We start from the raw sequence: 25,612 nt of genomic DNA on the forward strand, positions 1-25,612 counted from the left end.
CAGAGAACGGATTTATCGGTCTGTCTCTTTCCAGTCGTCTGGGTCCCCTTCACGGAATTCACCCTTGGCATGGCGCTCGCGGGGCCAGAAGGTGACGCCCAGCAGTGCGATATAGAACACACCCACAACGGTAACTACAGCAATCCCGGGGATACGAGCGATTCCAGCGGTTGTCAGCCAGTCTTGGCGCGGTGCAAACGCTGTAATCCTGAAGACCCACGCGACCAATAGGACACTGAGCAGAGCAAGGTACACACGCCGGAGCCGGTTTGCGAGTGCTTCAAATAACGAGACTTTCAGCGTCGGCCTGCGATAGTCCCTGCTCAGTTCCGCTCGCCAGTCGCGACGTTCAGTGCCTTGAGACGGGTCGAGGGCGTTTGCGAACAGGTTCTCTTGGATGACTCGAGCACGAGAGCGAAAGACGTCGTAGTCCCGGTACCGTCGTGCTTCGATGCCTAGAAAGATGGTGACGACAACGATCCCGATCAGCAAGATATAGTGTGGGTTATCGGTACTCGAAAACGCCCACGTCAAGATTGCTGCCATCAGCGTTACCGCCCATGTCGTCGTTTGGTCGAGACGCTGCCGCCACGTCCCCACTCGGTCTATCTCTCCGCGATAGGCGTGGGCCATCACCGAACCGAGTCCCGTACTATCGTCGACCATTTCGCGACCGATCTCCCGTTGGTCTGGTGCTGTTGGGTCGAATTCGTCGCTACCCGAATCGGTCATAGAAGAGAGACATCTTCTCGTTCCATAAGCAGTTATGGTGACAGTGTGAAATTATTATCATGCACTCGAGACCATCGAATAATATGCACACCCTACTTCGAAGTTAGCTTAGTGCTGATGTGACGGAATAAACGAACCCTCTCGTGAATGAGACGCCCTGTAGTCTGTAGAGTTAACGAAAAGTAGATACTATTCGAGTCGTGTTCCGCACGTCGGACAGAGGCGAACGGACGAAAAAACGGGGTGACTCAGTTTAATCCGGAACTCGGACCCGCAGTTCGAGCACTCGTAGGCCGGAGGCTCTCGGACCCAGACTACCCCGCCGGAGTTCGGCTTTTTCTTCCGAACGTCGCCGCTCCCAGCGAGTTTGTTCAGCACCGACCGGACGAGACGCCTCGGTGCGCCGAGACGTCGCGATAACTCGCCCGTCGTGTACGGTTCAAGTAGGTCCATCTCCTCGTAAACGTCCTCGCGTGACGGGCCTTCTTCGTCGGACGGATTGGCGGGTGAATCGGGATTAGTCATGTGGTACCGGTGAGACAGTAATGTTCGAAGGTGGGTACGGAGTATTCGAAGGATAGGGCGGTGATTATCTTCAATGTGTTCGGCGGTCAGTCAGACGGTACCTCTCGCGTATTAGTCGGGAGACTCTGCATGATGGTGTCCGAGTTCTGAATAAGAACGGTTCCGAGAATGCTCATCAGCAGAACGTACCCGACTGTGAACGCAGGAATCACCGATCCAAGTGCTCCGGTTCCGACGCTCGCCGCGAGGGTGGCGATGACGAGCGAGAACTCACCGCGCGGAACCATTCCGAACCCGACGCGGATCGATCGCCTCCGGTCCAACTGGTAGACGCGCCCTGAGAGGGTACCACTCACCAACTTCCCGACGGTGGTTACGACGATTGCGGCGACGAGTAGCCACGCGACGCCAGTCAACAGCGTGATGTCCGTCGTCAGACCGATGGAGAAGAAGAAGACGGCGGCGAAGAAGTCTCGAATCGGTGCGACGATGTGTTCGATGCGTTCGGTGTGATCGGTGCTGCTGAACGCAGTCCCGACGAAGAATGCGGCGACCGCTTCACTGAGTCCCGTCGCGAGCGCAACTCCCGCGATGAGCGTCGTAATCGCGAGAACACGGAGCATGAATAACTCGTCCGATTCGGCGTCAAACGCCCGTTCGACGTACTCCGAACCATACCACGCCACCAGCGTGAGCACCCCGAGGAACGCGAATGCGGTACCGACCGCCATCGCGGCGTCGAGTGGTGTCCCCTCACCCAACGCAACCGCTGACAGGAGCGCCAAATAGATCGCGATCAGGATGTCCTCGAATACGAGCGTCCCCAGTATTGGACTGCTCTCGGGGTTCATCACCCAGCCGTTGTCGATGATGGACTTCGTGATGACGGCGCTCGAGGAAATGTAGACGATTCCTGCGATGAAGAGCGTCTCTAATAGCGAGTAGCCGAACAGGACGCCTAATCCGGCACCGAGTCCGAAGTTGACGACGAAGTCTATCCCGCCGACTTTGGCGATGCGCGTCCGGTCGTTCAACAGCTGTGAGATGCTAAACTCGAGACCCAAGAAGAACAGCAAGAACACGATACCGAGTTCGGCGACGACGTCGATGAACTCGCCCTCCTCGACGAGTGTAAGAGATATTCCGGCGATAGAGGACGGTTCGTTCGGACCGATGAGGATACCGACGACGATGTACGCGGGGATGACCGAGAGACCGACTCGGTTCGCCAGCGTGCCCGCCAGAGCGATACCAGTCAATGCGATCCCGATTTCGACGAGCAGCTCCGCCATTCTTAGGCCTGAGAAGAGCCGCTTGCGTCCGAGTTAATCAGGTCAGAGAAGACTCGCTGCTCTTCTCGCGTACCGATCGCGACGAGAATATCGTCGCCCTCGATAGTCGTGTCTGGTGCCGGATTCGCTATCGTCTCTTCACCTCGCTGAATCGCGATGATTGATACACCCGCTTGTTCGCGGATGTTCGCTTCTCGCAGGGACTGCCCGACCAACTGCGACGACGGGTCGACGTCGACCCATTCGATAATCGCCTCGCCCAGCGGTACTTGCACCTCGTCCATCTCCACTGGCTGAAAGTACGCACCTTCGAGAATCGAGCCCAGCTGCCTCGCTTGCTTCCCAGTGAAGCTGAGCAACTTTTCGCTGTCCGCGTTCTTGCTCGGCCGGTGGTAGATCTCCCGCTTTCCGTCGTGGTGGATAAGCACGCTCACTCGTTCGTCTTTATCGAGTTCGAGTTCGAACTTGTGACCGACTCCCGGCACTTCGGCCTCGTAAATCGTCATACTGGCTTAAGTAGGGCAGAGTATGTTAAACGTCGTGCGTTCGGATAACTCCTCTACGCCGTTCGAGAGCCATGGAGCCTCAGTTTAGAGAGCGTTGTTTCCGTCTCGGAGTCAGTTTACGAACTGGGCCAATGATGTCTGTCCTTCAATACCGGTGAGAAGACACTGCATCACGGATTTTACGTGCCTTCTGGCGTGCAAACGCAGCCGTCGGCGAGAGTATTGTAGTGCGGTATTCTAACTGTGTGCCCGCGTCACCGTTCGGGAGAGTTGTTTCTTTGAGGACAGCAAGACGGTACCCGCTTTGACTTCGGTATTCGATGCGTCCTTTTTCTGTCCGAGCAGAAAGCCCACTCACTCGATCACTAATGAGCTTCCGTGCCTCCTCCATCTCTAAATCGAGGAGAATGGAGTGATAGGTCATTTGCGGACATTCTCTCCGTCGGAGGTGTCCTCCGAAGTCTCTGTCCCATTGCGCTCGCCATCCGGCGGGGTATCAGTAGATGCGTCGGCCGAGGCCCTGGCGTCAAGGGTGTCTACCGGAAGAGGAACCCACCAGACGACCGAGCGCCCCCCGACCTTTTTGCTCGCCACGTCGCCGCTCTCGTTAAGTTCGTGGAGTCTGTTAAGCGCCGTCCGCCGCGTGCAGGGCAGTTCTTCGGCCACTTCGTTGGACGTAAGCGGTTCGGCGCGATCCTCGCGGGCGTCGAACACGTCGAGTACATCCTCGGGAGTGACGCGCGGCTTGCGCCCTCCGGCAGAGTTAGTCATACTCGCCACGTCAAGCGTTGGTAAGTTAGTCATTTTTCCTATGTGGGAGATAACCCATGGAAATGAACCAGTAGATGCATACGAAATAGGTGTGTGGTTATTTCTTACGTAGGAAATAACGTAGAAAGACGGTCCTCTCAGGAGCGTTGAATCGCCCCGGGCGTAGTCCAGGTGCCGGGACCGGCCTTCTCAAAATAGATTCTGAAAGGCCAGTCAACGATAGACCCGCTAAACCGAGAAAGCATTGCTCTCAATCCTAACCCCGACGTACGCGACGTTCAGGCGGTGACCGAGTACATGACGGTCCTTTCAAACGGTCCCAACGTCGAGGACGCCGATGATCTGTACTGCATCGCCTCGCAGTCCGGGTCCTCGTACACCGTGGACGCCCGCACCGGCACGCGCGACTGCCCCGATGCGACGCACAACCTCGGCGAAACTGTATAAGCACACCCGGCGCGTCGCTATCATCCGCCGCGAGCGCGTGGCCTGCTATTCTCATCGCCGACGTAGACGAGCAACTCGGGATTCACGTCCCTGGCAGCCTCACACTCGCTGACGTGACCGTACCCGACATCCCCGCGGGCGTCTCGTCGCCGACGGCGGCCGCGTCGAACGACGGTCGTCCCTCATACTTGGTGAGCGCCCCCGGAATGCGACTGTTCGCCCTGGGCGAGGGACCTTTCATGCTGGCCCTGTTACGAGGTGGGTTTCGCTTGCCGAACCTGGACGCCACTGCCGAGATGACCGAGTAACCTAACGAAAACCTCTCCGAGGTCGGACGGAGAAAACCACTCTTCCGCATCCTGTACTTGTCGGTGACTGACTGCTCAGTAGAGGTGAACCAGGTAGCAAAGAGGCGATTGATTTCACTGATGGTTGTCAAAAGTCGCGTGCTAAACAGGGAGATTGTCTTCAGCGAATTTCGGTCGTACCAGTAGGTACAGTAGCAACCTTCACCTACATAGATTCTTCTATCGAATAGACAAAGTTAGCGAGTGCTGAGGCCCCTTTCTGTCCATTAGTTAGCGGCCGTAATCTCAGCTGCTCATGTTCCAGGTGATGTGGTCCCAAATCCGTTCGTAAACGAGGTACAGGGCCGTTTTTGCGATCGTCATGGCGACCCCAATGTTGAGAGCCGTCATCGGATCCCCCAATACGTACCAGACGAGGCCCACAGTGAGAGCGAGCGTGAACACGCGATATAACACCGTTTTGACTAGCAGTCGACTCCATCCTTGATGTGGTCTCTTACAAATCACAACTCCTCTTCAATTATTGGAAAAATAAACGTATCTATAAGTTACAGAAACTTAGAGAGTTAGCCTGAATCTGACGACTCAGGACGTGGGTCAGGTGTTCTGCCAGGGTTGACTCTTCTCACAGCTGTACAAATAAAGGGCTGAGTCGACGAGAACGCCGTCTCCTCGAACAACCTCGAACTGGCGCGCTAGGAGGTCAAGAGTGGAAGATGGCGATGAGCAGCACTTCTGTACAGAGGGGATGCTGACGTTGCCCAAGTTGACTTGTGGTTACTCCCATACACAAGACAGCGCTTATCGTCTGGGTTCACGAGGGTGGCATCTGGTGATGTACGTCGTACCGAAGGGAACCTCCCAGGGGTGTCACCAATATGGGGAGCGCGGCGAATGCAAGAAACAGATCTTCCAGTGTACGAACTCAGAGTACTGGGTCGAGACCACCGACGCCGCCTAGTCGGCCGCCATCACCATTGTAGGAGAGAGCAGGACGACTAATCCCGTCGCTCAGGTACTCAGCACGATTTCCTGCTTTGTGATTTCGGGTTCGTGCCGCCGCAACAGCGTGTTTTCGAACTCCCACGTCTCCCCAGCCGGGAGGCCGGTGAGGTTCGTGTACGACGTCCCGATGAGGACGTCGCCGGCGTAGAGTTTCGAGATGCTTTCGAGATACCGGAGTTCGCTGTCGGTGCCGTTCTTCGCGACGCCCGTCGAGATTACCTCATCCGTATCGCCACCAGAGAGGCTACTCTCCTCGACGGTGACGCCGTCGGGAACACTCGGGGCGTCCTGTGAGAACTCAGCCTCGATCTTGACGGAATCGGCATTTCCAGCGTCGTTCCCCAGCAGTGGGACGAACGCGCGCCACGTCTCGCCCGCGTCGACCGTCTGGCAGTACTCCGTGCTCGTGTTAGATGCGAGGTTGAGTCCGAGCAGATCGCTCCTCTCGAATCGGTTTCATGAGAGCAGATACCTGGATGACTGTGCAAATAGCGGACCCCGAATGGTGGGCATGGGCGTTATCACCCTGGCCGGTGAACTCACAGATGGTGAAGAAAGATGGCACCTGAGAAATTCGCGGAGATTGAAGGCATCGAAATGGACCGTGAGGATGTCGACACGTTCCTTCGTGAGCAGGGAGTGGGCGTCCTTTCGCTTACTGACGGCCAGGAAGCCTACGGCGTACCGGTCTCGTTCGGCTACGATGGGGAGGACAGTCTGTACTTCGTATTCCTACGTATCGGCGAGCAGAGTAAGAAGGAGCAGTTCGCCGAGCAGACCGGGCGCGCGAGTCTCACTGTCTACGATGTGACCTCTAAGCACGTCTGGACAAGCGTCATCGCGGCAGGGTCGATTCGTCAGATCCCCGATGAGGACTGGGACGAACTTGAAGACGCTATCGAAGATAACGCATGGTATCCGAGCCTCTTCTCGGAAGCCATACCGATGCAGGATATCGTCGGCTGGGAACTCCAAATCGATGAGCTCACTGGCCAGCAGAGTGAAGGATAGGTGCGTAGAACGACAGTAACAAGACTGTCGAATGCACGAATCATCCAGCGCTTGAGGACCCCTAATTCAAACAGTTACTTGAGATTGATGTCGAGACGACAGATGACGTGTTTGACGCCCTTACTCACGAATATCGTCGCGTCACGCTTACGCTCCTGGCTGGCAGCCAAACAACCCTATCACTGAATGAACTGGCGCGAGAGACACACCGCGAAGAACGGGATTCCGCACGAGGACGTCGCGCTCTCGGTCGTCGTCCAACGGATGGTCATCCCGGAGGTCTCCGGCACCATGTTCACCGCCGACCCGACGAACGGCAATCGTCGTATCACCGCAATCAAGGCCGGACTCGGCCTCAGGGAGGCGTTCATCTCGGGTGGGGCCGCCGCCGGCTCGGTTCGGGTCGACGCACGAACCGGTGAGACCCTCGACTACGAGACGGGCGTCCAGCGAACTGTGGTTCGCCCGCGTCCAGAGGGCGGTATCGAGACGGTCGACTTTTCGGCCGACGAGCGTTCGGTTCGCGCTCTCTCGGACAAACAGGTCCCACGGTTGTTGAGAAAGGGTTGATTAAGAAGGAGAGAGAAACCGCTGGACGGGCCTCTACACGCCGACTCAACGAGGTCGCCGTGAAATTAGTGCTCAATAGGAGTGGGAAGTGCGATACATCAGTGCGTTAAAGAATCTCTGAGGCGTGCTGTCTTGGTATTACCAGGACACCATAGTGTGCTGTGCCGACAGTTTAACAGATATCTAAATCTGCAGAGCCGCTACTTACATAACTAGTTGGATTCTAGCTCGGGGACGAGGGAATTCTCCCACTGGCGCCGGTTCGCGAGGACTTGCTGACCTTGTTCAGAAATCTCATAGTAATTTGTCCGCCGATCAATGTCTCCTTTCTCTACGTAGCCCTCTTCGACGACTGCATCGAGGTTTGGGTACAGTCGACCGTGGTTGATATCGTCGAACTGCTTTTGCAGTTCCTCTTTCACATCTTGGCCCGATGGAGTCTCAAGGCCGGCAATAACTGTAAGGAGGTCACGCTGGAATCCTGTGAGATCGAATACTTGACTTGGCATACAGGTAAGTTGGTGGAGATCCCCAAAAATCATATGCCCAATATTCCGTGATCTCTCACCTGTTTCATCCGGTCTCTCCAGCCTTGCTCCATACAGAACGCAAACCGGTCGTAAGGTTCGACCAGACCGAGAGTACCATCGACAACACGTGTGTGAGTTCTTTGGCAGCGCGGATTACAGCGACCCACCGGTCATCTGATGGTGTTTCCAGTTCGATCTGGTCGCTTTCGGCACGTGCACTCGTCTCTTCGGCCCATTCGGAGGTATTGATATCGAGCCACCGTACCGTGAACGACCCGGACGTGTCGGCCGCATCGAACGGCATGCAACTACCAGACAGGAAGTCACGATGTACTCTCCAACGTCCCTGTTAGCGGCACAGTACGCTTCATCGTCCTCTCGTGCGAATTCAGCAAGGTGTTCCGTATCTCTGTCCCGAAGGAGGCTATTAGACGAGGTAGCTACAACCAGACCGGTTTCGTCGATTAGCATTCGTGCAGACTCGAGTTGTCGTTGGACTACTTCTTGGAGTCCGAGTCCCCCATCTGCTGTCGCTCTGGTGGAATCTGGCGGTGGCACAGCCGCCAAATATATTCCGCCAGAAGCGCGCAATCGCTTCTTCTGCCGTCCCTGCAGCCCACTCCTGATGATCCCCTTGCTTCTCTTCGAAGTAGCACCTGCGACTCACCGTGCGAGTAAACCCCATTTTTGGCGCATCCCCACCTAGGTCTGTCGAAAACTACGAGCGACGTCTGATACTTACTTCAGGGAACGTGATTAGTTGGACGAACCGATCAATCGAGACATGAGACGTGATTCGCCACGCCGCAACAGTTCTGAAGCGGTCGAGTTAGCCACCCCGAGTTCTGCCGCAACGGCCGACAGTGATGCCTGACGCGGCACTGAGTAGTATCCAATCTCGGTCGCAGTTTCCATGGCATCTAACTGGCGCTCTGTCAAGCAGCCTATCACTGTTCCTAACCGGCGGTCGTACGTACCAATCTCTCGAACGTCAACTTCGATGCCTGCCCGTCGCTCAAGTGCATCGACCAATTTCGACAACGCCTCATCTCTCCCTACGATAGTCACATCGAGCCAACCCTCAGCGCTGTACACAAGGGGAGGAACAACAACGAGGCTTAGCTCAGCGAATGCCTGAAAAAACGCTGTCTCAGACTCCGTATACTCCTGACAGACGTACGAATAAAAGCAATTTTCGTTGATAGGAGTGAGTTCGCACCACTGAATCGAATCTACGTCGTTGATGCGGCCGTGATAGGTGTCTATATCCCCGTTAATGTAGAAAAGAGCGAATTGTACGTCTTCTCGGGAGAGGTTCCACGCATACAGTTCTGCTCGGTTCATTGTGTCCGAGGTGATGAGGAAATCCTGCATTGGGTGTCGCATCCACGCTGGCTGGTTTAGTCTGACGTGTAGGTAACGCATCGTGAATCGTTACGATATCACGTTCTGAGTACTTAAACAGGCGAAATATATCGGGGAAATCTCTGTTCACTCAGTGGATCACTACCCTATTATGTCCAATCTAGGTCCGGAATCCAGTGACCCTTCCGAGGGTCGGTCAGCGAGAGTCGATGAAGACCTCCCCTCGAAGACACCTCCTGGTCCAGACGGCCTTCCGGTAGTTGGCAATGCCCGCTCGCTCATCCGGGACCCTCGGGAGTTCTATGATAAACTGAGCGAGTACGGTAGCGTTGTTGGCTATCGCCTCCCCTGGATGGAGTTCTGTACAGTCCTTCACCCAGAACTTATCGAACGCGTGCTGATGGTCGACTATGAGCGGTACGCCAAATGGGGCCTCGAAGATTTCGGGGGGGAGTTCGCCCCAGAGGGCCTCCTTTTGACTGATGGTGAGCAGTGGCGCCGCCAACGAACGACGATCCAGAACGCCTTCACAGTTGAGCGGATCCAGAGCTATGGTGACACGATGGCACAGGGTGCCACAGAGATGATTAACGGTTGGGACGACGGCGAGGAGATAGCTCTCAACCAAGCGTTCTCGAAGCTCACACTCGACGTGCTGACTCGATCATTGTTCGACCTACAGTTGAGTGAGGGGTCCGATATCGTGACCGAGTTTGCTGAGACGCTCAACGACCGAGGCAGTATCGACGGCATCTCGACTTTCCTGCCGATGTGGGTTCCAACGCCCAAGAACCGGAAGTACAAACGGGTTCTCTCAGAATTTCGATCCTTCGTCGACGGCCTTATCGACGAACGGCGCGGACGGGCAGATGAGTACGACGACCTGCTGTCGCTGTTGTTGGCTGCCGAGGATGACGATGGGAATACCATGTCCGAGACGGAAATCCGTGATCAGATGGTGACTTTTCTCTTCGCTGGCCACGAGACCACTTCGTTGGCGCTAACCTACACATTCCTCGAACTAGCAAAGGAACCGTCGGTTCGTGAACGCCTCGACACGGAGCACGATTCCGTCCTCGGTGGCGGAGCGCCCGGACTGGGGGACCTCAACAACCTTTCGTACACCGAGCAGGTGATTCAAGAGTCCCTTCGGTTGTACCCGCCAGCGTTCATCATGTTTCGAAAGGTCACCGAAGACACCGAACTCGGTGGATACCGGATTCCAAAAGGAACGAGGCTCACCCTCCCTCAGTTCTACATCCACACCGATGAGCGGTGGTACGACGCCCCTGAGAGGTTCGATCCCAGCCGCTGGACGGAAGAATTTGAGGATTCACTACCGGATTATGCATACTTCCCGTTCGGTGGGGGGCCACGCCATTGTATCGGAATGCGGTTCGCGATGCTGGAATTGAAAACGATTCTCCCGATTGTCGCTCAGTCGACCGAGTTTGAGCTCCTGTCCGACCCTGATCCTGAATTAGATATGGCGACGACGCTGCGGCCTGCCGAGGATATCCGAATGCGAGTGTCTAAACGATAAAGGATGGGCTACGTTCCTTTGCAGCGTCGGTGAGGAAGAATCAGCCGATCAGTACGACTGCGTAATTTGCGTAGAGACTCGTTCTAACAGTGGTTTAAGTGGAGAGGGAACGGGAACACGTAGCAAGATGGGGTTGTTCGACGACACCACGGGGACTTCTGGAAGGCGAATAGTCAAGTCCAGTTTTCGAGTCGAAAATGTTGGCTCACAACTCTTGAGCTAGCTACTGCAGACCAATCTCATTCCGGGTGCCTTCCTCTTGCTCATCTACTGCAGCGGAGACCCCAGAAGTAGAGTTAAGAGACTGCCGCTGACCACGTTCACGATAATTTTATCACGGGATTCGGAGCGGAGTGAACGGGACGCTGACCCTTTTCGTCAACGACGTTCGCCACGACCGACCGTGAGAAAGAGTTATCGTGTCACTTGGCGAAGGGTTGATTGAAACGCGAATCCGACCCAGAGGACGCATAACTGTGCAATAGGTGGCGAGTAGTCCAGTGATTCGGCGTCCCCGTCTCACGGGTTCTTGTACGCGGTGAGAAATTCACATGAGTCGAGCCGAAACACCGACATTGACACAGCCGATACGCGACCGCGACCACGTTCGTGGACCGGACGATGCCCCGGTAACGCTCGTTCAGTACAGCGACTTCGAGTGCCCCTACTGCGGTGATATTTATCCAATTGTCAGACGACTTCTAAATCGAGTGGGGACTCGTCTTCGACTTGTATTTCGACACTTCCCGCTGACACAACAACACCCCCACGCCCAGCAGGCGGCGGAAGCGGTCGAAGCCGCCAGCGTCCAGGGACGGTTTTGGGAGATGCACGACCGCCTCTACGAGAATCAAGACGCGCTCGGCCAAGACGACCTCGTTCGCTACGCCGAACAGCTCGATCTGGACGTCAACGCCTTCGTGGAAGAACTGACGGCCGGCGTGTATGAAGAACGCATTCATGAAGACTTCCTGAGTGGCGTCCGGAGTGGCGTCAACGGGACGCCAACCTTCTTCATCAACGGAACGCGGTACGACGGGCCGCTCGAGATCGATGCGCTGCTCGCCGAAATCGCCGACGTGGGTGGCTTCCTCGACCTCCAACAGTCCATCGAAGTCGAAGACCAGGCGTTTCGGGAAACGTTCGACCGGTCCCGTCGTGGTGCGCCTGCTTCCGGCGAAGCCGTTCGGGACCGGTTCTCCGTGGACGAAATCTACCAGCGCATCACGGCGACGGCGGACGAAGACATCGAACGCAGTACACGACTGCTTTTCTTCAGCGGGCTCGCCGCGGGGCTCAGCGTCGGTGCGGCGTTTCTCGCGCGAGCGGCGTTGACCACAGCGTATCCCCAGAATCCGATGGGGATTGGGAACGTGCTGTATCCGGTCGGGTTCATTATCATCGTCCTCGGAGGCTACCAACTATTTACGGAGAACACACTCACGCCGGTCACACTGGTGTTGACGCGGCTCGCAAGCCTCCCACAGCTTCTCCGGCTCTGGGCCATCGTGCTCGCTGCGAACGTCGCCGGTGCTGGGGTCATCGCGTTCCTCTTCGCCAACACCGCGGTGCTCGACCCAGCCATCGCCGAGACCGCTTCGGCAATTGGTGAACACGCGATGGACGTTTCGTGGTCGGCGCTATTCTACAAGGGCGCGTTCGCCGGCGGTCTTGTCGCAACGATGGTCTGGCTGGCACACGCGGCGCGGGACACCCTCTCGCGGTTCCTCATCGTCTACATCATTATGATACTGATTCCCGTCGCGGGCCTCTTTCACTGCATCGTTGGTGCGTGCGAGGTTCTCTACCTCGTATTCGAAGGGCGAGTGGCGTTCGTCGCGGCGTTCACCGACTTCTTTGTACCGGTCGTCCTCGGGAACACCCTCGGCGGTATCGTGTTCGTCGCGCTGGTAAACTACAGTATGACCGAAACCCGACGGTTTCCGGAGCACAGCCAGCGACGTCGTGAACTCACGTGGCCCGAGTGGATCTTCGGGATTCGTTGCTGGTCGTGGCTCCAGACGAAGATGGAAGAATCGCCGATAATCGGGGAGAAAAAGCGCCAATACGAGCGTTGAACCGTCACTGTACGGCGATTTGACGGTAACGTGTCAGTGAATTCGATTCGCGATGAGCGCGTCACAACAGCCCGAAACCTCCATTTTCGAATCGCCGACCCAATTATTGCCTCTCGTTCTGTGTGTTATTCACTCGTCCGGATACGTGTCGTCGGGTTTAGGAAACGCGTCGAGGTTCGTCGCCGTTTCGGAAATCATGCCGTTCAACTGGTCTCGTGTGTCGAAATACCAGTGCGGCGCGCCATTGAAGTTCCCGCTCTGTAGCACCCGACTCCCTCCTTCTCAGACCGTTCGGCTACGTCCTCGACGCTGTCAAGATGGGCGAACGTTTCTGGGTTAACTAAATCAGTACAAGCAAAGAGTGTTTGTTCGTTAAGATTGCACCCGTCGTTCTCTTCGTGATACCGCGGAGAAGATCGCAGTAGACGTGGAATCCCGACACCTTTCCGATTAAGACGAAGCAAGCGGCGAAGAGATCGGAAGAGTCGATTTTAAATTAGATGATCAGGGACACTAGAATATGATTGCATATAAGTCGGCACTGGCTGTACCGATCTAGAGGATTAAGTCTGAGTAGCGTCTCCTACATCCTATGACAGTTACTGCGGAACTCATCGTCAGTTCACCCTCGCTTCCGTTCGTTAGTTTCGCAGAATCGTTACCATCCAATCAACTCGAGTGTGAACACGGCCTGTGTCATGGAGGGGACTCTCGGGTGTTCGTCGTCCATCTCGACCCAGCTGATGGTGTTACCGAAGATAATCTCATTGCTCTCGATGAAGTAGTAGGGACAACCCCCCTTGGACGCGAGGGCGGCAGGGACGTCTATCAGCTCGACGTCAAACTGGAGGATATTGTTTCGGAGGCGTTCGTTCCCGGACGGTTCGCTAAGGCACAAATAGAACCGACGACTATCATTCCGGAGGGATGGTACGAAAAGAAGATTTTTCGGGATTATGAGTCGTTCAATAATATGCGGAATCATTGCGATGAGCATGGCATTCGGGTCGATCTTATCTCGATCACGCAGGATTCTCCGTCCCCAGATGAACACTCACAGTACGGGCTAACTGACCGGCAATACGAGGCACTGGCGCTCGCTATGTCTCGCGGGTACTACGATAATCCCCGACAGACCACGGCCAGCGACTTGGCTGAGGAGATGGGTATTTCTCAACCCTCCATGTCGAATCTTCTTCGCCGAGGGGAGCGCCGGTTACTCACGTCGACGATCGGGACACAGCCATCGCTGACTAACCCTTCGACGTGACAGTATCTTCCCGACCTACTGAATCCGAAACCTACTAGAATCAATGTCTATCTGACTATCACTGTTTCCCCGCAAGTATTGTCATATCGATATGTATTTCCGTACTTGAACCACTTCCTGAGTCTCTACTCAAATGGTGCTATCCGGTACGCTCTAGGGAGGGGTGTTCGGGCTAGGCGAAGGGACTTAAATGGGGTTTTAGAATAGCATCGAATCCAAATGGCGTGCGGTCTACATTCAAATGTAGAAATGGAAACCGTCAGGCTAAATAACGACGTGGAAATGCCGATCCTCGGATTCGGTACGTATCAGATCGATGATCTCGAAGTATGTGAACGAAGTGTCTCCGAAGCGCTCCGTACCGGGTATCGTCTCATCGATACTGCGGCCGGGTATGAGAACGAAGAGGCTGTCGGCAGAGCGATCGAGACGAGCGATGTGGCGAGAGAGGACGTGTTCGTCACCACGAAGCTCTGGATACAGGATGCTGGCTACGAAAGCACGAAGCGGGCGTTTGAACGGTCACTCGATCGACTGGGACTGGACTATCTGGATCTGTATCTGATCCATCAGCCCTTCGGTGATGTTCATGGATCATGGCAGGCAATGGAGGACCTTTACCACGAAGATAAGATTCGAGCTATCGGAGTTAGCAACTTCCACCCGGATCGCTTGATCGACCTGATCGTCCACAATGAGGTCGTCCCCGCAGTCAATCAGATCGAGACACACCCCTTCTACCAGCGGACAGAAGACACTGAGTTCCTGAGCAGCCATGAGATCCAGCACGAGTCCTGGGGGCCGTTCGCTGAAGGACGGAACAACCTCTTCGAGAACGACGTGCTGGCTTCGATCGGCGAGCAGTATAGCAAATCGACTGCACAGGTCGTTCTTCGATGGCTGATACAACGAGGAATTGTTGCAATCCCCAAGTCAGTCCATGAGGAGCGGATCATCGAGAACTTCGATATCTTCGATTTCGAACTGAGTAATGAAGATATGAACACGATCTCGGAGCTAAATGAGTCTGAATCGCTGTTCCCTGACCACCGGGACCCAGAATTCGTCAAACAACTGAGTGAAGTGGAGGCCGATACCTGAGCGCTCACGAGCGCCAACTCCCCTTCAGTTCCACCCAGTCCTCGGCCGCTTTCCGATCGGATCGACACTGATGCAGTGGCTGAATCGGATGCTGACAGTACAATGGTGACGATTGAATCGATAGATCAACTCGAAGGTGCACCGCACGCTAACATCTTTCCGACCGACGAACCGAAAACCGTACGACTGACCCTCTCCGAGGGAGAACAGGTTGAGCCACACAGTCATCCCGACCGGGAGATCATTCTCTATCTCATCTCGGGTGAACTTGAGTTACGCCTTGACGGGGAATCACACCGAATACAGGCGGGAGATATCGTTCACTTCGACGGGTCGCACGATATTTCGCCGTCCGCGAACGTGGATAGCGTCGCGCTATTCGTTCTCGCTCGCAAGAGAGAGCGACCGAACGCCGTTTGATAGCCGTCTCTCCGACGTGCTGTCACCTCACGGAACTATTTGTTCACCCTCATCGTCATAGATTGTAATCGCATCTACGGGACAGACTCGTGCGGCCATCTCTGCCTCGAACTCCTCGTCCTCGGGAATCTCTCGAGCGTACAAGTCTGAGCTAACCTCCTTGCTACCTACGAGTGACGCCTTTCCCGCATCGCGGTCTTCGACGAACTGTTCCCACTCGTGGACGCAGTTGAAGATCCCTGTACAGGTACTTCGATCGAATTCAACTTTCATTGGGGAGGCCTCATAGACATCAATAGACCGGTCTCTTCATTAGGTATTCTGCTCGGCATTTTTTGTAGAGTAGATCGTCTCAATATGATGATCAGATAAGTATTCATGACCGAGATTCATCGTCCTACGCAAGACAGTCGATAGCGGATGGTGTTTGCTCGGAATGGCTCCTGGAATAACGGTCAATGTTGCAACCGCCGATAGCGGCAGTAGTTCTCCCACTTAATTGAGTCTGTGACCACGTCTCTCCGCCTCGTCGATAGAGGTGCCTGGTTGAGCGTCAACGGAACGCGGAAACTCGGAGTCAGCAACCTATGGCGAGTGACCGAAACCGAGTTCTGCAGTTGCGACGTGACCGATTTCCTCGCAGAGGGATTCACCGAAATCGGCGTCGACGCCGCTTCTGTCCAAGCGCGGCTTTCCGGTCGATGCATTCAGTGCGGAACTGAGGGGACGACCGAGTGGATGACGCTCGGCCGTATCGTCGAGAGGGACGAGCGAGCGTTTCTTCCGGTCGATAACGATGCCGTCCAAGCCCTCTCACAGAGATCCTCGAACGACGAACCGGACGATTAACCGGGGTTCCTGCACTCCGGCCACTGTGACCGTCCACGACTCGCTCATCTCCGTGGCCGTTCAGAGATTTCCGAGAGCAGACGATAAGTCACCGATCAAATCAGCTGGGTCTTCGATTCCGATCGGCGCGCGAACTAAGGATTCAGAGATACCCGCCCGTTCGCGTTCGTCGGCGCTCAGATTACTCGCCGTCGTCGCGGACGGAACCGAACCGTGGGAATGCGGGCTGAATGAGCGTCTGACTCTCGGCACGCTCCAGGACGCTATCTCCTCGGACAGTTACGTGCTGGCACGCCGTGACGCCGTGGGTGGTGACGATGACTAACCCCACCGACGCCCTCGACGACGACACGCTGGCCGCTCTCGAAGCCGAGTTTGGCGACGTAGAGGCCGGAGTCGCGGCGTGCGTGCAGCTATGGTTCGGGCTAGAGAACCCCGAGGAAATGCTAGAGGCGATGACCGAATAAGTAGCGACCCCCGTCGAGAGGCCGCTGGCGTGGCCGTCACGCCGTCGCTTCCTGCGGCGCCCATCGGGGTTGACGTCGGGGAGAAAACGCTTATCGCGGCCACCACGCCCGACGCGGATCCCGCGGGGGCTTTCGTCGTTGAAGGCCATGACCCCCGGAAGGTGTTTGACTACCTCTCGACGGCGGTCAACACACTCCGGGCCGCGGGCTTCGAGACGACCGTCGGAGAAGCGCAACTCACGGCGGCGTTCTACTATCGACTCCGCGCGCAGGTCCTCGACGCGGCCGCACAGACTGTCGAGTGGGCGCGGACGCACCCGAACCCGGTCCTCGTCCTTGAGGACTTGTCATACTCCCCACGCCCGCTATGGGAGGTCCGTGCCTCGACGAATCACGTCGGGGAATGGCTCCTCCCCGACCTCCAGAACGCGCTCACTGTCTGCGCCAAAGAGGCCGGTATCCCGGTAAGGTACGTCGCCCCCGACGGCACCTCCCGGGAGTGCCACCGGTGCGGCGAACGTGGGAAGCGCAAAGAACAGCGGTTCCGGTGTACGAACCCCGAGTGTCACGTCGGCAGCGTTGACGCCGACCGGTCGGCGGCTATCACAATCGCCTCACGCGGCGAGGAGCGCGTGCCATGACCGAACTAAGTCGCGAACGGTGTAACACCCGGTTCGACGTGGCGTGCGACAGTGCGATCGGCGGGAGCGACACCACCCAGCGTGCGGGGAGAAACACGACGTTCCGGTTCTGTTGAAACCCTCAATCGGTGATAGTTTGACGAGGGTGTGCTGAATACAGAGCGCGTATCGGTCACTGGGTCGACACTCGATACGAGCCTCTCAAGTCGGTAAGTACAGAGCGTGTATTTATCGGCGAGTCACGGCGCTTTGTCGGAACAACTTTGTTCGCTTGTCGCCCGCTCTACTTGCGCGATGACCGATTTGTACCCCCAAACTGACCCCTACGAGACTGGGATGCTTGATGTCGGAGAAGGGAACCTCATCTACTGGGAAGCCTGTGGCACCCCGGATGGAAAGCCTGCCCTCGTCGTCCACGGTGGGCCGGGGTTTGGGTTCACACCCGAACACCGCCAGTACTTCGACCCCGAGCGATACCAAGTCATTCTGTTCGACCAGCGCGGCTGTGGCCGAAGCAAGCCTCCCGCCAGCGACCCCGAGACGGATATGCGACAAAATACCACTGACCACCTTCTCGCCGATATGGAACAGCTTCGTGAACATCTCGGAATTGATCGCTGGTTGCTGTTCGGCGGCTCGTGGGGAGCCACGTTGAGTCTGGCCTACGCAGAGGGGCACCCACAGCGGGTTTCTGAAATCGTCCTTTCGGGGGTCACGACCACTCGACCGACTGAAATCGAGTGGCTCTATCATGGATTGGCGCGATTCTTCCCAGAGGCTTGGGAACGGTTCCGTGAAGGTGTAGACGCCGAAGACAACGAACTCATCGCCACATACGCTCGACGAATGGCGGACCCGGACCCCGAGGTTCGGAGGCGAACAGCGGATGCGTGGTGCGCGTGGGAGGATACGGTCATCTCCGAGGAACTCGATGGAACAGCGGACGTCTTCGGTGGACTGCCGAGAGACAAGAAACACTCGTTCGTCCGCATCGCCGCACACTACTTCGCTCACAGGGCGTGGTTGGATGACGGGGTGCTGTTGCAGAACGCTGACCGATTAGCTGGCATTCCCGGCGTGTTGATTCACGGCCGTTTCGATTTGGCCGCACCACTTGGTACGGCGTGGGAGTTGAATCGCCAGTGGTCCGATTCGGAGTTAACCGTGGTTGAGGATTCGGGACATACCGGTAGCGACACCATGACCAAACTGAAGCGTGACGCTCTCGACTCATTCGCAGGGAAGTAGTCCCTGTCGGTAGACGATGAACTGGTGGGCCTCACAGCGATACACTTGCAAACTCACTTAGCGGTTAGTTCAGTACCAAAGAAACGAAATAAACGAGGCCTCCGTGAGAGATACACCCTCTCTATTCTGCACGATATTCCTGTCATCATCAGATGGTTTCAACAGAGCTGACGTTCCCATTACCGACGGCAGGAGTGGTCCCAATCAGCCCTCGGCAACCGTTGAGGCGGACGGAACGGCGGTAGAAATACACATCCACAGTCACAAACACGCCGAGTAGTCCGCTCACCCCGGCCGCACACCGTTTCCGTCGTAACCGCGGGCGTATCTATACCTATACCCCTAAAAAGGTGCTTTGAGTGTCGGTCTCTAGGGATAGTATGTCCGCCACCGGTTCATTTCGGACTGTTCTTGAAGAACACGGCGTCCCCCTACAGCGCGTCAAGGTCGAAGAGTTTCCTGCGGTCATGAGAGGAGAGAGAGGAGGAACGCGGTGGCCGGACGTCCGGTCGGGAGAGTGTCGCTAGTAAGAGAGACAGCGCGGGAGCGTTAGATCGAGACGGCTGATTTGTAAATTTCCCGCGTGCTCCCCTGATGGATAGCACGCCGGCCACCATTGTCGATAATCTCGACCCCTTGACCGTGGATAGTCCCCGCTAACTCGGTATCCCTCATGTTGCCGACGCCCTTCTCTGCGCCCGGGTCCACTCCGTTTGCGGAGGTCATCGAACACCCCGAGACAGCCGTGAATTTGGTCCCTGGGCCGCCAGAGAGGGGGTGTGACCCCGACCGAGCGACAACACTCCCCCCGGCGATACCGATGTTCGCCATATCGGTCACGTTGATAGCCGTCCCGACGTTCCCCTCGCCGATGACACTCCCTTTGACCTTTATTACCCCCTTCTTCGTCCCGAGACAGATGCCCGAGGTACCGTACGTCCCTTTCTGGTAGACGGTGGAGTCCATGAGCGTCACGAACCCGTTCAGTTGCACGCTGGCGTTGAATTGAATTCCATTCACGAGACTGTCGCCCTTCCCATAAGCCGCCCAATTGAGGCCGTTCTCCATGACGACTTGGGAGGGGTCGGCGGGGTTTCCGAGAAACTCCACGTCCGCAGTCGTCGTCGTCCCCGCCATAATCGGCGGCCGGTACGTGTTCAGCCCGTTATTGTAGACCGCCGGCAGCGCCCTGTTCGCGTTCGGCACCGTGTAGAGGTCAATCGTGACGGGGGCAGAGTAGAAGTGCGGGAGTGACTCAACCACGCCTTGGAGGGTCATGGGATCGGCTTGCGTCCCCGCACCGTCCGCCGTCCCGTTCGGCGAACAGTAGATGGTGCGGGCCTCACCGTCCCACATCAGGGGTCGGGTCACCGCGGCGTTCGGCACGTCCTCGGTGATGAACGTGACCGGTGTCTCACTCTCAAATCCTGCATCCGTGAGCACGCGCTGGCCCGCGTCGTAGAGTCGTTTTGCACGGATAACGCCCGTCTCGTGGACCGCGTCCGGGGGGTTGTTCTCCGTGTTATACACGACGGTGCCGAGTACGTCCGACGCAGTGAGTTCCATTTGGAAGTCGTACGACCCGAATTTCGCCCCGTTCCGGGTCTCAAGCCTCGCGTCACAGTACGAGGGGGCCTTCATGTAGAGGTAGAAGTGGTTATTCGCGTCCTTGGTCACGACGGCGTGGACTCGCTGTTGCCCCTCGCCGAACGCTCTCCATCGGGGGTCTGTCGTGTCGGTTCTCTCGACAGATGCCGATAAGATGAACTCCCTCGTTTTGAGCGAGTTGTTCGGGGTAGCAGTAGTGACGTGCGCCCAAATCTTCCCATCTTGGAAGTTCCCGTCTTCGGTTATTTTACATATCTTAAACCATTCCTCCGTTCCGTTGCTTTCGATATGGAACGTCCGCGTATTGTACGCGAAGTCCTGACGGTGCAGGCCGTCTACGGTATCAGCGTCCCCGTCGAACGACACCGTGAGCGCATCGTTCGCATCGTCGTGCATGACGGTTATCTGGTTTCCGCCAGAGAGTGCGGCAGCAAGCGCGTCGCGGGCCTGTTCGTCGGTGTAGGACCCACCGCTGCCACTCCCGAGGGGACCGACCCACGTTCCGTCATGCACGTAGAGGCCGGACGTATCCCCGTCGGCCCCCGTAATGTAGACGAGACTCCCATCATTGGCAGGCGCGTTCGTGAGGAGGTCGTATTTTGGGGCGCGGAGTTCCACCGCGCTAATCAGTTCTTCAACGTCGACTGTGTCGAGGTGTTTATTCGGTGGCATAGAATGTAGAGAGATCCGTCACGGCGTCAGACACCGCGGTCGTCGTCCTGGTCGTTCCGAAGCTTCTCCGCGAAGGCGTCGGGGGGTCTCGCATCAAGAGCTCGAGGACCACCTCAGTCACCTCTTCGGGCATATAACTGAGCGAAAACGCCTCTGCCGGGGAGACGTGCGCGAGGGAGGGGAACTGGTCGGTGATAGTGTCGTGGATTTCCCGTATCTCTGGTGTCCACTCCTGAACCAGGTCGAAGAACTCCGCCGGCCGGCGTCGGTCCCCTCTTCGTCGAGGGCGCGAACCCACCGATAAATGTCTCGTCCCCCCGAGTTTGTCGGGGGTGTCGGCTTCGAGGTCCTCGACGGCCTTCTCAAGCGATCGGCGTGAGCGTCGTCGGGTCATGTCTCGTCCACCTCGTCCTCAGCGTCTTCAGTGTCCTCCCCGTCCTCAGCGTCCTCAGCACGCTCTGCCTGTTCCTCCGCGTAGACGTTCTGGATAGCCTTCACGAGTGAGACGTTCTCCTCGTCCGCCCCTACTTCGTCCCCAAGGTCTGCTATTTCGTTTTCAAGCGACCGACGCAAGCGCCGGGTCACAGCTCACCCTCCAGGCGATCGTTCGGCAGGTCGAAGGTGTCACGTTCCGACGACTGGGTACCGTCGGGGTACTGTGTCACCCGTAGTTCGCTCACCTGGCCGACACACTCACCGTCAGCGTCAACCTGGACGCTCCGAATCGTTATCTCTCGAGGCGCGCCCGTGTCGTCGGTAGCGTCGTCGGGTTCTAAGGCGGCAAGCCGCCGTTCAATCTCTTGGCGGGTCCGGCGGCGGGTCATTCGCCACCCCCCTCGGTTACCGGCGTCAGGCCGTATGTGCCCGTCAGCCACTCACCGACACCGTCCAGGGCGTCCTTCGCTGGGTCGAAAGCGGCGTCGAGGGCGTCCTTTTCGGCTTTCGAGAGTGCGGGCGTCGCAACGACGTCGCCGCCGTCTGCCGTCTCCTCAAGGGCGTCAATTCGTCGTTCTAAGCTTCGTTTGGTAGTCATCGGTATTTGGCCCGGTTCTGTTTCTCAGAAATGTTCTCTATGCGCTCTTCGAGTTCTCGGAGGTCCTCGCGCTCCGTCAGCCACTCTTCCCGATTGCGAACAACCCGGGCGGCGGCGGCATATTCTTCCTGTTCGAGAAGGCCCTCCAGGCACCGGTCGAAGACACATTTCGCCGTCAGAGCACGTCGCCGGCCGAGGTTGTCCTCGACGTAGTCAGCCAAGGCGTCCATGTCGTTATTGATATTTTGGCGACTGGTACCGAACTCCCGGCCCAATTCGGCCTGATTTAACGCCGCGGGGTGGCCAGCCTCTTTGATGCGCCGGAGAATTTCGGCGCGTCGGGCCTGCCAGCTATAGTTTTCGGGGGCTTCATCCTCCGGAATTTCCGCCGAAGCGTAGTCAATATTTCGGGTCAATGTAAACTGATGTCAAATGGGGTTATTCTCCGTCGTGTCCGGTGGACTGTTCGACCTGCGCCGCGAGGTCAGCCGCCACCACCGATTCTAGTTCACCAACACGCTGTTTGAGTTCAAGGCCCAATTCGGCGTGGTCACCGGCAGGGTGACCGTCGGCCAGCGGGTCATAGGGGTCCGCGTCGTCGAGGAGTGACTTGCCACGTCGAGTGAGTTGCACTAGCCGCTCCCCAACGTCGCGGTCCTGGTAGGTCCGATTACTGAGGGCCGGCTGTCGCGTCGATACTCGGCGGTGGCGGAGAGGCCAGCGCGTTCGGCGTCTTTGGCGCGTTGCTTCAGTTCGAAGAGTTCGTCTTTCGTCATAGTAGTAGAAGATAGAGGGTGAGTGTTCGTGCGTCTGGGGCGTCACTTCAGGCCGAGGAAGCCGTCTTTGAGACCGACCGCAGATTGAACGAAGAACGAATCTCCAGATACCTCGCCCGTCCGTGGGGTCATCGGCAGGGGGCTTAATATTCGTCCGGGTTCTGGCGGACGTGTCGCTTTGCGGCCTCTGCAAGCGTCCGTGAGGGTTTGTCGTCGTCTTTCTCCTGGTGTTGCTTAATGGCCTCTGCGAGCGTCGCCGGTTCTCCGTCGGTGGCGGTACCTTTTTCAAGGCGCTCAATGGCGCGTTCGAGTTCACGTCGGGTTTTACGTGACATGATTAGGTAGTCGAGAAGAGGCGGGAGTGGGTATCATTCCGCGTCGAGGCCGAGTTCACGGCGGAGAACCCGGTCGTAGGAGTCGCCAGGCCCCTGTTTCAGTTCCCAAAGCGCGTCTCGGGTCTGTTCGTCGACGGTGATTGTAGTGGGCATGAGTGGAAATGCAGCCGCCGCTCTCGTCGGGTGTCAGTGTCTATGAGAGAAACGCGGACCCCACTCTACGTGGGGCCGACCGCGGCTGAGTCCAACACTCCCGCGGACGACGGCGCGTGATCTACTATTTGGAGGCTAGAACAATAAATATATTGGTAAAATAATATAACGTAGTATGCCAGCGGGGCGTAATATATCAGCGATAGGCCCCGGCGGCGACGAAGAGCGCCTCAGCGAGGACGTCGAGGTCGCGGCCGGCCATGTAATCCTGCCTGTTGCGGGCGTAGATGACCCACTTCCCCCGACGCGGGGCGAGGTCAATTCCGTGATGTCGGAGTTGCGCACACAGTTCCTCGAACGTCTCGTACCGTTCGCAGTTAGAGAGGTCTCGGTCAGAGGGCCATCGTGAGCGCACGTCGACACCACACTGACAGAAGGTGCTACGTCCGCTTACAGCACGGCCCTCTTGCCGAGAGAGTGCATTGTCTACAGTGGTTGCCTCCGGCGAGGGGTTCGCCGTCGGCGTCGCCGCGTCAATTGTTCCGTCCTCACGGAACCGGTGGCCCTTCGCGTAGAAGGTCCCCTTTGTATCGCCATACGAGAGTACCACAGCTTCAGCTTCGTCGTACTCACGGGCGCGTCTCAGGACGGGAGCAAAACATTCGTCGCACAGTTCTCGGGTGATGAACTCACGGGCATCGGAGAGGTCGGTGAAAGCGAGGGTAGTCATAGTTTCTACGAGTAGAGTCGGCAAATCGTCGGTCGGAAAGGCTGTTCATCGGGCGTCGGGTGTCGGAGAGAGTCAGAACCCAGGGCCTCGCCGAGAGGGTCATCGGCCCCGAGGGTGCCCGATAGAGAGGGGCATGACCGGCGGGGGGTCCGCCGACGTTCATGGAATTGATTGTTTTTCTGAGCGGGGACCGCCGAGTGAGGTCGCCCCGGACCCATGGGGTTGTGTTTGTTTGTCTGAACGGGGGGTGTTGCATGGGGTGTTTTTCTGAGGGGGTTTGGCGGCCTCACTCCGGGCGTTTGAGTTTGTCCATCGCCCGAAAGACGTCCGTTTTCTCCGTCTCCATGAGATACCCCCTCTCCGCCGCGTCCTCGACAAACATCTGCGCGCGGGAGATATCGTAATCGCGCGACTGGAGGGCGGTCATGAGGTCCGTTTTGCTCACGCCGTCGCCCGCCTCTTGGGACTTATACGCCCCCCAAAGGGCCGACAGCCAGGTGGGCGCGTCCTCCTCCGATTCACCGCCGTCCGCGGCCGCCTGCGGTGTCTCTGACGAACTTCCCGAAGCCGACGCCCCGTTTCCGTCGCCACCGTCGGTTGACCCCTCGTCGCTCTCCTCGTCCCCTTCTATCGAGTCGAGTCCGAGAGACGCACGGTCGAACTCTGCGAGGTCGTTCATCGCCCCGAGCGTCGAGATTCCGGTACACTGAGAGATGTCCTTGGTGTACTGGTCGGTGCACTTCACGAAGGAGCCGGGTTGTTCGGCCAGTTCGCGGAAGCGGTCACGGTAGTCGCTGTGGGCGTTCAGAAGGTCCTCGCTCCGTATGTCGTGGTCCTTAGCGTACTTCGAGATAGCGTCGAAGGACCGGGGGAGGTTGATGCGGACCTGCTCTCGCGGCGTACACTCGTACACGATTTCGTAGTGCCGCCCCCGTTCGAGGTACCCTGCTACGACCGCGCGCTCGAACAGTTCGATGAACCGGTCAGTGTGGCTCTTGCGCTTCCCCGCCGGGCCGATGCGCTCGACAACGTATTCGAGAGCGTCGTTCAGTTCCTCCTCCGTCGGAAGGCTCTCCGTGTCCGCGCCGACGTGCTCCCCAAACACGTGGTAGAGCTTGAATCCGAACACGACTGTCTGAAGGCCCTGTATTTCGAGGTCGTCCAATTCGTCGACGACACCGAGGGCGTCCGCACGGGCGTGGGCGTGTTCGAGGGAGTCGTACCACAGTCTGCGAAGGCGGTCTTCGTCGAAGTCGGTGACGAATCGGTAGTACGCCAGCGCGTGCTCAGCCGGGTTAGGGGCGTCCGACCCCAGTTCCAATTCGTCGCCGTCGACGCGGGCTTTGCCAACGAGATTCTTGTACGCCTCCGCCGTCTCTGTGCCTGCGTCGGTCGTTTCGGTCCGGAACTGGGTCATGACCGACCGGCGGCGCTCCGCGGGTCCCTGTATCGACTGTTCGCCCGAAACCACAACGGGGGGTTCAATCTTGTACTCGTCCGTCGTCTTGTCCGCGTTCCCGCGGACCTCCAAGGCACCGCGCGTGGCCTTCCGGTAGAGGTTGTGGAAGAAGTCGAGACGGTACGACGAAATGTCGCTTGGCTTGTACTCGTCGAACCACAGGGGGA

At 57.4% G+C, this 25,612-nt stretch carries 31 protein-coding genes and 1 pseudogene; 13 read left to right on the forward strand and 19 right to left on the reverse strand.

The genetic code is table 11. The annotated features are described in order from the left end of the window. Nucleotides 1–12: 12 nt before the first annotated feature. The 4 genes from ACFQEV_RS02055 to ACFQEV_RS02070 all read right to left on the reverse strand — a co-directional run bounded on the left by ACFQEV_RS02055 (nucleotide 13) and on the right by ACFQEV_RS02070 (nucleotide 3,826). Nucleotides 13–732, reverse strand: a complete 720-nt coding sequence (locus ACFQEV_RS02055; protein ID WP_379692278.1) for a DUF2270 domain-containing protein — start codon at nucleotides 730–732, stop codon at nucleotides 13–15. 611 nt (nucleotides 733–1,343) lie between these two features. Further along, on the reverse strand, nucleotides 1,344–2,549 hold the full coding sequence (locus ACFQEV_RS02060; RefSeq protein WP_379692279.1) for a cation:proton antiporter: 1,206 nt from the start codon (nucleotides 2,547–2,549) through the stop codon (nucleotides 1,344–1,346). A gap of 2 nt (nucleotides 2,550–2,551) precedes the next feature. Beyond that, nucleotides 2,552–3,055, reverse strand: a complete 504-nt coding sequence (locus ACFQEV_RS02065) for a cation:proton antiporter regulatory subunit (RefSeq protein ID WP_379692281.1) — start codon at nucleotides 3,053–3,055, stop codon at nucleotides 2,552–2,554. A 420-nt stretch (nucleotides 3,056–3,475) separates the two neighbouring features. Continuing rightward, on the reverse strand, nucleotides 3,476–3,826 hold the full coding sequence (locus ACFQEV_RS02070) for a transcriptional regulator (RefSeq protein ID WP_379692283.1): 351 nt from the start codon (nucleotides 3,824–3,826) through the stop codon (nucleotides 3,476–3,478). A gap of 297 nt (nucleotides 3,827–4,123) precedes the next feature. On the opposite strand from ACFQEV_RS02070, the gene ACFQEV_RS02075 reads away from it, so the two are divergent. Continuing rightward, nucleotides 4,124–4,273 carry a hypothetical protein gene (locus tag ACFQEV_RS02075; RefSeq protein ID WP_379692285.1) on the forward strand — a complete coding sequence of 50 codons (150 nt, stop codon included), beginning with the start codon at nucleotides 4,124–4,126 and terminating at the stop codon, nucleotides 4,271–4,273. A 593-nt stretch (nucleotides 4,274–4,866) separates the two neighbouring features. On the opposite strand, the gene ACFQEV_RS02080 is transcribed toward ACFQEV_RS02075, so the two are convergent. Both ACFQEV_RS02080 and ACFQEV_RS02085 read right to left on the reverse strand, forming a co-directional pair. Beyond that, a complete protein-coding gene (locus ACFQEV_RS02080) occupies nucleotides 4,867–5,088 on the reverse strand; it encodes a DUF2061 domain-containing protein (protein ID WP_379692287.1) in 222 nt (73 codons plus the stop codon). A gap of 504 nt (nucleotides 5,089–5,592) precedes the next feature. Continuing rightward, on the reverse strand, nucleotides 5,593–6,021 hold the full coding sequence (locus ACFQEV_RS02085) for an FxLYD domain-containing protein (RefSeq protein ID WP_379692326.1): 429 nt from the start codon (nucleotides 6,019–6,021) through the stop codon (nucleotides 5,593–5,595). A gap of 123 nt (nucleotides 6,022–6,144) precedes the next feature. Here ACFQEV_RS02085 and ACFQEV_RS02090 point away from each other — a divergent pair, with 123 nt between their 5' ends. Continuing rightward, on the forward strand, nucleotides 6,145–6,597 hold the full coding sequence (locus ACFQEV_RS02090; RefSeq protein ID WP_379692289.1) for a pyridoxamine 5'-phosphate oxidase family protein: 453 nt from the start codon (nucleotides 6,145–6,147) through the stop codon (nucleotides 6,595–6,597). 186 nt (nucleotides 6,598–6,783) lie between these two features. Continuing rightward, nucleotides 6,784–7,167, forward strand: a complete 384-nt coding sequence (locus tag ACFQEV_RS02095) for a PEP/pyruvate-binding domain-containing protein (protein WP_379692290.1) — start codon at nucleotides 6,784–6,786, stop codon at nucleotides 7,165–7,167. 212 nt (nucleotides 7,168–7,379) lie between these two features. Here ACFQEV_RS02095 and ACFQEV_RS02100 read toward each other — a convergent pair whose 3' ends face one another. From ACFQEV_RS02100 to ACFQEV_RS02110, 3 genes are all read right to left on the reverse strand, one after another. Next, nucleotides 7,380–7,676: a PadR family transcriptional regulator gene (locus ACFQEV_RS02100; protein ID WP_379692291.1), complete on the reverse strand. Its 297-nt coding sequence runs from the start codon at nucleotides 7,674–7,676 to the stop codon at nucleotides 7,380–7,382. 64 nt (nucleotides 7,677–7,740) lie between these two features. Further along, complete coding sequence (locus tag ACFQEV_RS02105; protein WP_379692293.1) at nucleotides 7,741–8,001, reverse strand: hypothetical protein; 261 nt, start codon at nucleotides 7,999–8,001, stop codon at nucleotides 7,741–7,743. 452 nt (nucleotides 8,002–8,453) lie between these two features. Continuing rightward, nucleotides 8,454–9,071: a helix-turn-helix domain-containing protein gene (locus ACFQEV_RS02110; protein WP_379692294.1), complete on the reverse strand. Its 618-nt coding sequence runs from the start codon at nucleotides 9,069–9,071 to the stop codon at nucleotides 8,454–8,456. A 142-nt stretch (nucleotides 9,072–9,213) separates the two neighbouring features. Here ACFQEV_RS02110 and ACFQEV_RS02115 point away from each other — a divergent pair, with 142 nt between their 5' ends. The 5 genes from ACFQEV_RS02115 (at nucleotide 9,214) to ACFQEV_RS02135 (ending at nucleotide 15,474) form a co-directional block, all read left to right on the forward strand. After that, nucleotides 9,214–10,605 carry a cytochrome P450 gene (locus ACFQEV_RS02115; RefSeq protein ID WP_379692296.1) on the forward strand — a complete coding sequence of 464 codons (1,392 nt, stop codon included), beginning with the start codon at nucleotides 9,214–9,216 and terminating at the stop codon, nucleotides 10,603–10,605. Nucleotides 10,606–11,156: 551 nt separating this feature from the next. Beyond that, nucleotides 11,157–12,683: a formate/nitrite transporter family protein gene (locus ACFQEV_RS02120; protein WP_379692297.1), complete on the forward strand. Its 1,527-nt coding sequence runs from the start codon at nucleotides 11,157–11,159 to the stop codon at nucleotides 12,681–12,683. A 592-nt stretch (nucleotides 12,684–13,275) separates the two neighbouring features. Then, on the forward strand, nucleotides 13,276–13,953 hold the full coding sequence (locus ACFQEV_RS02125) for a helix-turn-helix domain-containing protein (protein WP_379692299.1): 678 nt from the start codon (nucleotides 13,276–13,278) through the stop codon (nucleotides 13,951–13,953). 282 nt (nucleotides 13,954–14,235) lie between these two features. Then, nucleotides 14,236–15,054, forward strand: coding sequence for an aldo/keto reductase (locus tag ACFQEV_RS02130; protein WP_465261202.1), 819 nt, complete (start codon nucleotides 14,236–14,238; stop codon nucleotides 15,052–15,054). A 102-nt stretch (nucleotides 15,055–15,156) separates the two neighbouring features. Further along, nucleotides 15,157–15,474: a cupin domain-containing protein gene (locus tag ACFQEV_RS02135; protein WP_379692302.1), complete on the forward strand. Its 318-nt coding sequence runs from the start codon at nucleotides 15,157–15,159 to the stop codon at nucleotides 15,472–15,474. A 27-nt stretch (nucleotides 15,475–15,501) separates the two neighbouring features. Here the strand turns inward: ACFQEV_RS02135 and ACFQEV_RS02140 are convergent, their stop codons facing one another. Next, the gene (locus tag ACFQEV_RS02140) at nucleotides 15,502–15,747 is read right to left on the reverse strand and encodes a ferredoxin (RefSeq protein ID WP_379692303.1); all 246 of its coding nucleotides are present in this window, start codon (nucleotides 15,745–15,747) and stop codon (nucleotides 15,502–15,504) included. A gap of 234 nt (nucleotides 15,748–15,981) precedes the next feature. Between ACFQEV_RS02140 and ACFQEV_RS02145 the strand changes: the two genes are divergently transcribed. The 5 genes from ACFQEV_RS02145 to pip all read left to right on the forward strand — a co-directional run bounded on the left by ACFQEV_RS02145 (nucleotide 15,982) and on the right by pip (nucleotide 18,679). Beyond that, nucleotides 15,982–16,323, forward strand: coding sequence for a DUF8134 family protein (locus tag ACFQEV_RS02145; protein ID WP_464391832.1), 342 nt, complete (start codon nucleotides 15,982–15,984; stop codon nucleotides 16,321–16,323). Between the two features lie 25 nt (nucleotides 16,324–16,348). Next, a complete protein-coding gene (locus tag ACFQEV_RS19870) occupies nucleotides 16,349–16,648 on the forward strand; it encodes a hypothetical protein (protein ID WP_464391833.1) in 300 nt (99 codons plus the stop codon). Continuing rightward, the gene (locus tag ACFQEV_RS02155; RefSeq protein WP_379692308.1) at nucleotides 16,641–16,790 is read left to right on the forward strand and encodes a hypothetical protein; all 150 of its coding nucleotides are present in this window, start codon (nucleotides 16,641–16,643) and stop codon (nucleotides 16,788–16,790) included. Before ACFQEV_RS19870 ends, ACFQEV_RS02155 begins: the two co-directional genes overlap by 8 nt. Nucleotides 16,791–16,819: 29 nt before the next feature. Further along, entirely contained in the window at nucleotides 16,820–17,431 is a 612-nt protein-coding gene (locus ACFQEV_RS02160) for a zinc ribbon domain-containing protein (protein WP_379692309.1), read from the forward strand. A 294-nt stretch (nucleotides 17,432–17,725) separates the two neighbouring features. Continuing rightward, nucleotides 17,726–18,679, forward strand: a complete 954-nt coding sequence (pip, locus tag ACFQEV_RS02165; protein WP_379692311.1) for a prolyl aminopeptidase — start codon at nucleotides 17,726–17,728, stop codon at nucleotides 18,677–18,679. Nucleotides 18,680–19,228: 549 nt separating this feature from the next. On the opposite strand, the gene ACFQEV_RS02170 is transcribed toward pip, so the two are convergent. The 9 genes and pseudogenes from ACFQEV_RS02170 to ACFQEV_RS02210 all read right to left on the reverse strand — a co-directional run. After that, nucleotides 19,229–20,959, reverse strand: coding sequence for a hypothetical protein (locus tag ACFQEV_RS02170; protein ID WP_379692312.1), 1,731 nt, complete (start codon nucleotides 20,957–20,959; stop codon nucleotides 19,229–19,231). Continuing rightward, nucleotides 20,946–21,353 (reverse strand): hypothetical protein, encoded by a 408-nt coding sequence (locus ACFQEV_RS02175; RefSeq protein WP_379692313.1) that lies wholly within the window; start codon nucleotides 21,351–21,353, stop codon nucleotides 20,946–20,948. The genes ACFQEV_RS02170 and ACFQEV_RS02175 overlap by 14 nt, the downstream gene beginning before the upstream one ends. Then, nucleotides 21,350–21,544 (reverse strand): hypothetical protein, encoded by a 195-nt coding sequence (locus ACFQEV_RS02180; protein WP_379692315.1) that lies wholly within the window; start codon nucleotides 21,542–21,544, stop codon nucleotides 21,350–21,352. Before ACFQEV_RS02180 ends, ACFQEV_RS02175 begins: the two co-directional genes overlap by 4 nt. Continuing rightward, nucleotides 21,541–21,783, reverse strand: coding sequence for a hypothetical protein (locus ACFQEV_RS02185; RefSeq protein WP_379692317.1), 243 nt, complete (start codon nucleotides 21,781–21,783; stop codon nucleotides 21,541–21,543). Before ACFQEV_RS02185 ends, ACFQEV_RS02180 begins: the two co-directional genes overlap by 4 nt. Then, on the reverse strand, nucleotides 21,780–21,992 hold the full coding sequence (locus tag ACFQEV_RS02190; RefSeq protein WP_379692318.1) for a hypothetical protein: 213 nt from the start codon (nucleotides 21,990–21,992) through the stop codon (nucleotides 21,780–21,782). The genes ACFQEV_RS02185 and ACFQEV_RS02190 overlap by 4 nt, the downstream gene beginning before the upstream one ends. Beyond that, complete coding sequence (locus tag ACFQEV_RS02195) at nucleotides 21,989–22,408, reverse strand: hypothetical protein (RefSeq protein WP_379692319.1); 420 nt, start codon at nucleotides 22,406–22,408, stop codon at nucleotides 21,989–21,991. Before ACFQEV_RS02195 ends, ACFQEV_RS02190 begins: the two co-directional genes overlap by 4 nt. A 503-nt stretch (nucleotides 22,409–22,911) precedes the next feature. Further along, nucleotides 22,912–23,103, reverse strand: coding sequence for a hypothetical protein (locus ACFQEV_RS02200; RefSeq protein ID WP_379692320.1), 192 nt, complete (start codon nucleotides 23,101–23,103; stop codon nucleotides 22,912–22,914). A 349-nt stretch (nucleotides 23,104–23,452) separates the two neighbouring features. Then, nucleotides 23,453–23,986, reverse strand: coding sequence for a hypothetical protein (locus ACFQEV_RS02205; RefSeq protein ID WP_379692321.1), 534 nt, complete (start codon nucleotides 23,984–23,986; stop codon nucleotides 23,453–23,455). Nucleotides 23,987–24,272: 286 nt separating this feature from the next. Next, a pseudogene (locus tag ACFQEV_RS02210) lies at nucleotides 24,273–25,612 on the reverse strand (hypothetical protein); the annotation flags it as partial.

The sequence above is a fragment of the Halopelagius fulvigenes genome, assembly GCF_042662625.1.
GTDB classification, from domain to species: Archaea; Halobacteriota; Halobacteria; order Halobacteriales; family Haloferacaceae; genus Halopelagius; species Halopelagius fulvigenes.

Bases quoted from the DNA above. Each gene is read 5' to 3' on its own strand.
- ACFQEV_RS02055 (WP_379692278.1), bottom strand. From the start codon at position 732: ATGACCGATTCGGGTAGCGACGAATTCGACCCAACAGCACCAGACCAA.
- ACFQEV_RS02060 (WP_379692279.1), bottom strand. From the start codon at position 2,549: ATGGCGGAGCTGCTCGTCGAAATCGGGATCGCATTGACTGGTATCGCT.
- ACFQEV_RS02065 (WP_379692281.1), bottom strand. From the start codon at position 3,055: ATGACGATTTACGAGGCCGAAGTGCCGGGAGTCGGTCACAAGTTCGAA.
- ACFQEV_RS02070 (WP_379692283.1), bottom strand. From the start codon at position 3,826: ATGACTAACTCTGCCGGAGGGCGCAAGCCGCGCGTCACTCCCGAGGAT.
- ACFQEV_RS02075 (WP_379692285.1), top strand. From the start codon at position 4,124: ATGACGGTCCTTTCAAACGGTCCCAACGTCGAGGACGCCGATGATCTG.
- ACFQEV_RS02090 (WP_379692289.1), top strand. From the start codon at position 6,145: ATGGCACCTGAGAAATTCGCGGAGATTGAAGGCATCGAAATGGACCGT.
- ACFQEV_RS02095 (WP_379692290.1), top strand. From the start codon at position 6,784: ATGAACTGGCGCGAGAGACACACCGCGAAGAACGGGATTCCGCACGAG.
- ACFQEV_RS02100 (WP_379692291.1), bottom strand. From the start codon at position 7,676: ATGCCAAGTCAAGTATTCGATCTCACAGGATTCCAGCGTGACCTCCTT.
- ACFQEV_RS02105 (WP_379692293.1), bottom strand. From the start codon at position 8,001: ATGCCGTTCGATGCGGCCGACACGTCCGGGTCGTTCACGGTACGGTGG.
- ACFQEV_RS02110 (WP_379692294.1), bottom strand. From the start codon at position 9,071: ATGCAGGATTTCCTCATCACCTCGGACACAATGAACCGAGCAGAACTG.
- ACFQEV_RS02115 (WP_379692296.1), top strand. From the start codon at position 9,214: ATGTCCAATCTAGGTCCGGAATCCAGTGACCCTTCCGAGGGTCGGTCA.
- ACFQEV_RS02120 (WP_379692297.1), top strand. From the start codon at position 11,157: ATGAGTCGAGCCGAAACACCGACATTGACACAGCCGATACGCGACCGC.
- ACFQEV_RS02125 (WP_379692299.1), top strand. From the start codon at position 13,276: ATGACAGTTACTGCGGAACTCATCGTCAGTTCACCCTCGCTTCCGTTC.
- ACFQEV_RS02130 (WP_465261202.1), top strand. From the start codon at position 14,236: ATGCCGATCCTCGGATTCGGTACGTATCAGATCGATGATCTCGAAGTA.
- ACFQEV_RS02135 (WP_379692302.1), top strand. From the start codon at position 15,157: ATGGTGACGATTGAATCGATAGATCAACTCGAAGGTGCACCGCACGCT.
- ACFQEV_RS02140 (WP_379692303.1), bottom strand. From the start codon at position 15,747: ATGAAAGTTGAATTCGATCGAAGTACCTGTACAGGGATCTTCAACTGC.
- ACFQEV_RS02155 (WP_379692308.1), top strand. From the start codon at position 16,641: ATGACTAACCCCACCGACGCCCTCGACGACGACACGCTGGCCGCTCTC.
- pip (WP_379692311.1), top strand. From the start codon at position 17,726: ATGACCGATTTGTACCCCCAAACTGACCCCTACGAGACTGGGATGCTT.
- ACFQEV_RS02170 (WP_379692312.1), bottom strand. From the start codon at position 20,959: ATGCCACCGAATAAACACCTCGACACAGTCGACGTTGAAGAACTGATT.
- ACFQEV_RS02175 (WP_379692313.1), bottom strand. From the start codon at position 21,353: ATGACCCGACGACGCTCACGCCGATCGCTTGAGAAGGCCGTCGAGGAC.
- ACFQEV_RS02185 (WP_379692317.1), bottom strand. From the start codon at position 21,783: ATGACCCGCCGCCGGACCCGCCAAGAGATTGAACGGCGGCTTGCCGCC.
- ACFQEV_RS02190 (WP_379692318.1), bottom strand. From the start codon at position 21,992: ATGACTACCAAACGAAGCTTAGAACGACGAATTGACGCCCTTGAGGAG.
- ACFQEV_RS02200 (WP_379692320.1), bottom strand. From the start codon at position 23,103: ATGTCACGTAAAACCCGACGTGAACTCGAACGCGCCATTGAGCGCCTT.
- ACFQEV_RS02205 (WP_379692321.1), bottom strand. From the start codon at position 23,986: ATGACTACCCTCGCTTTCACCGACCTCTCCGATGCCCGTGAGTTCATC.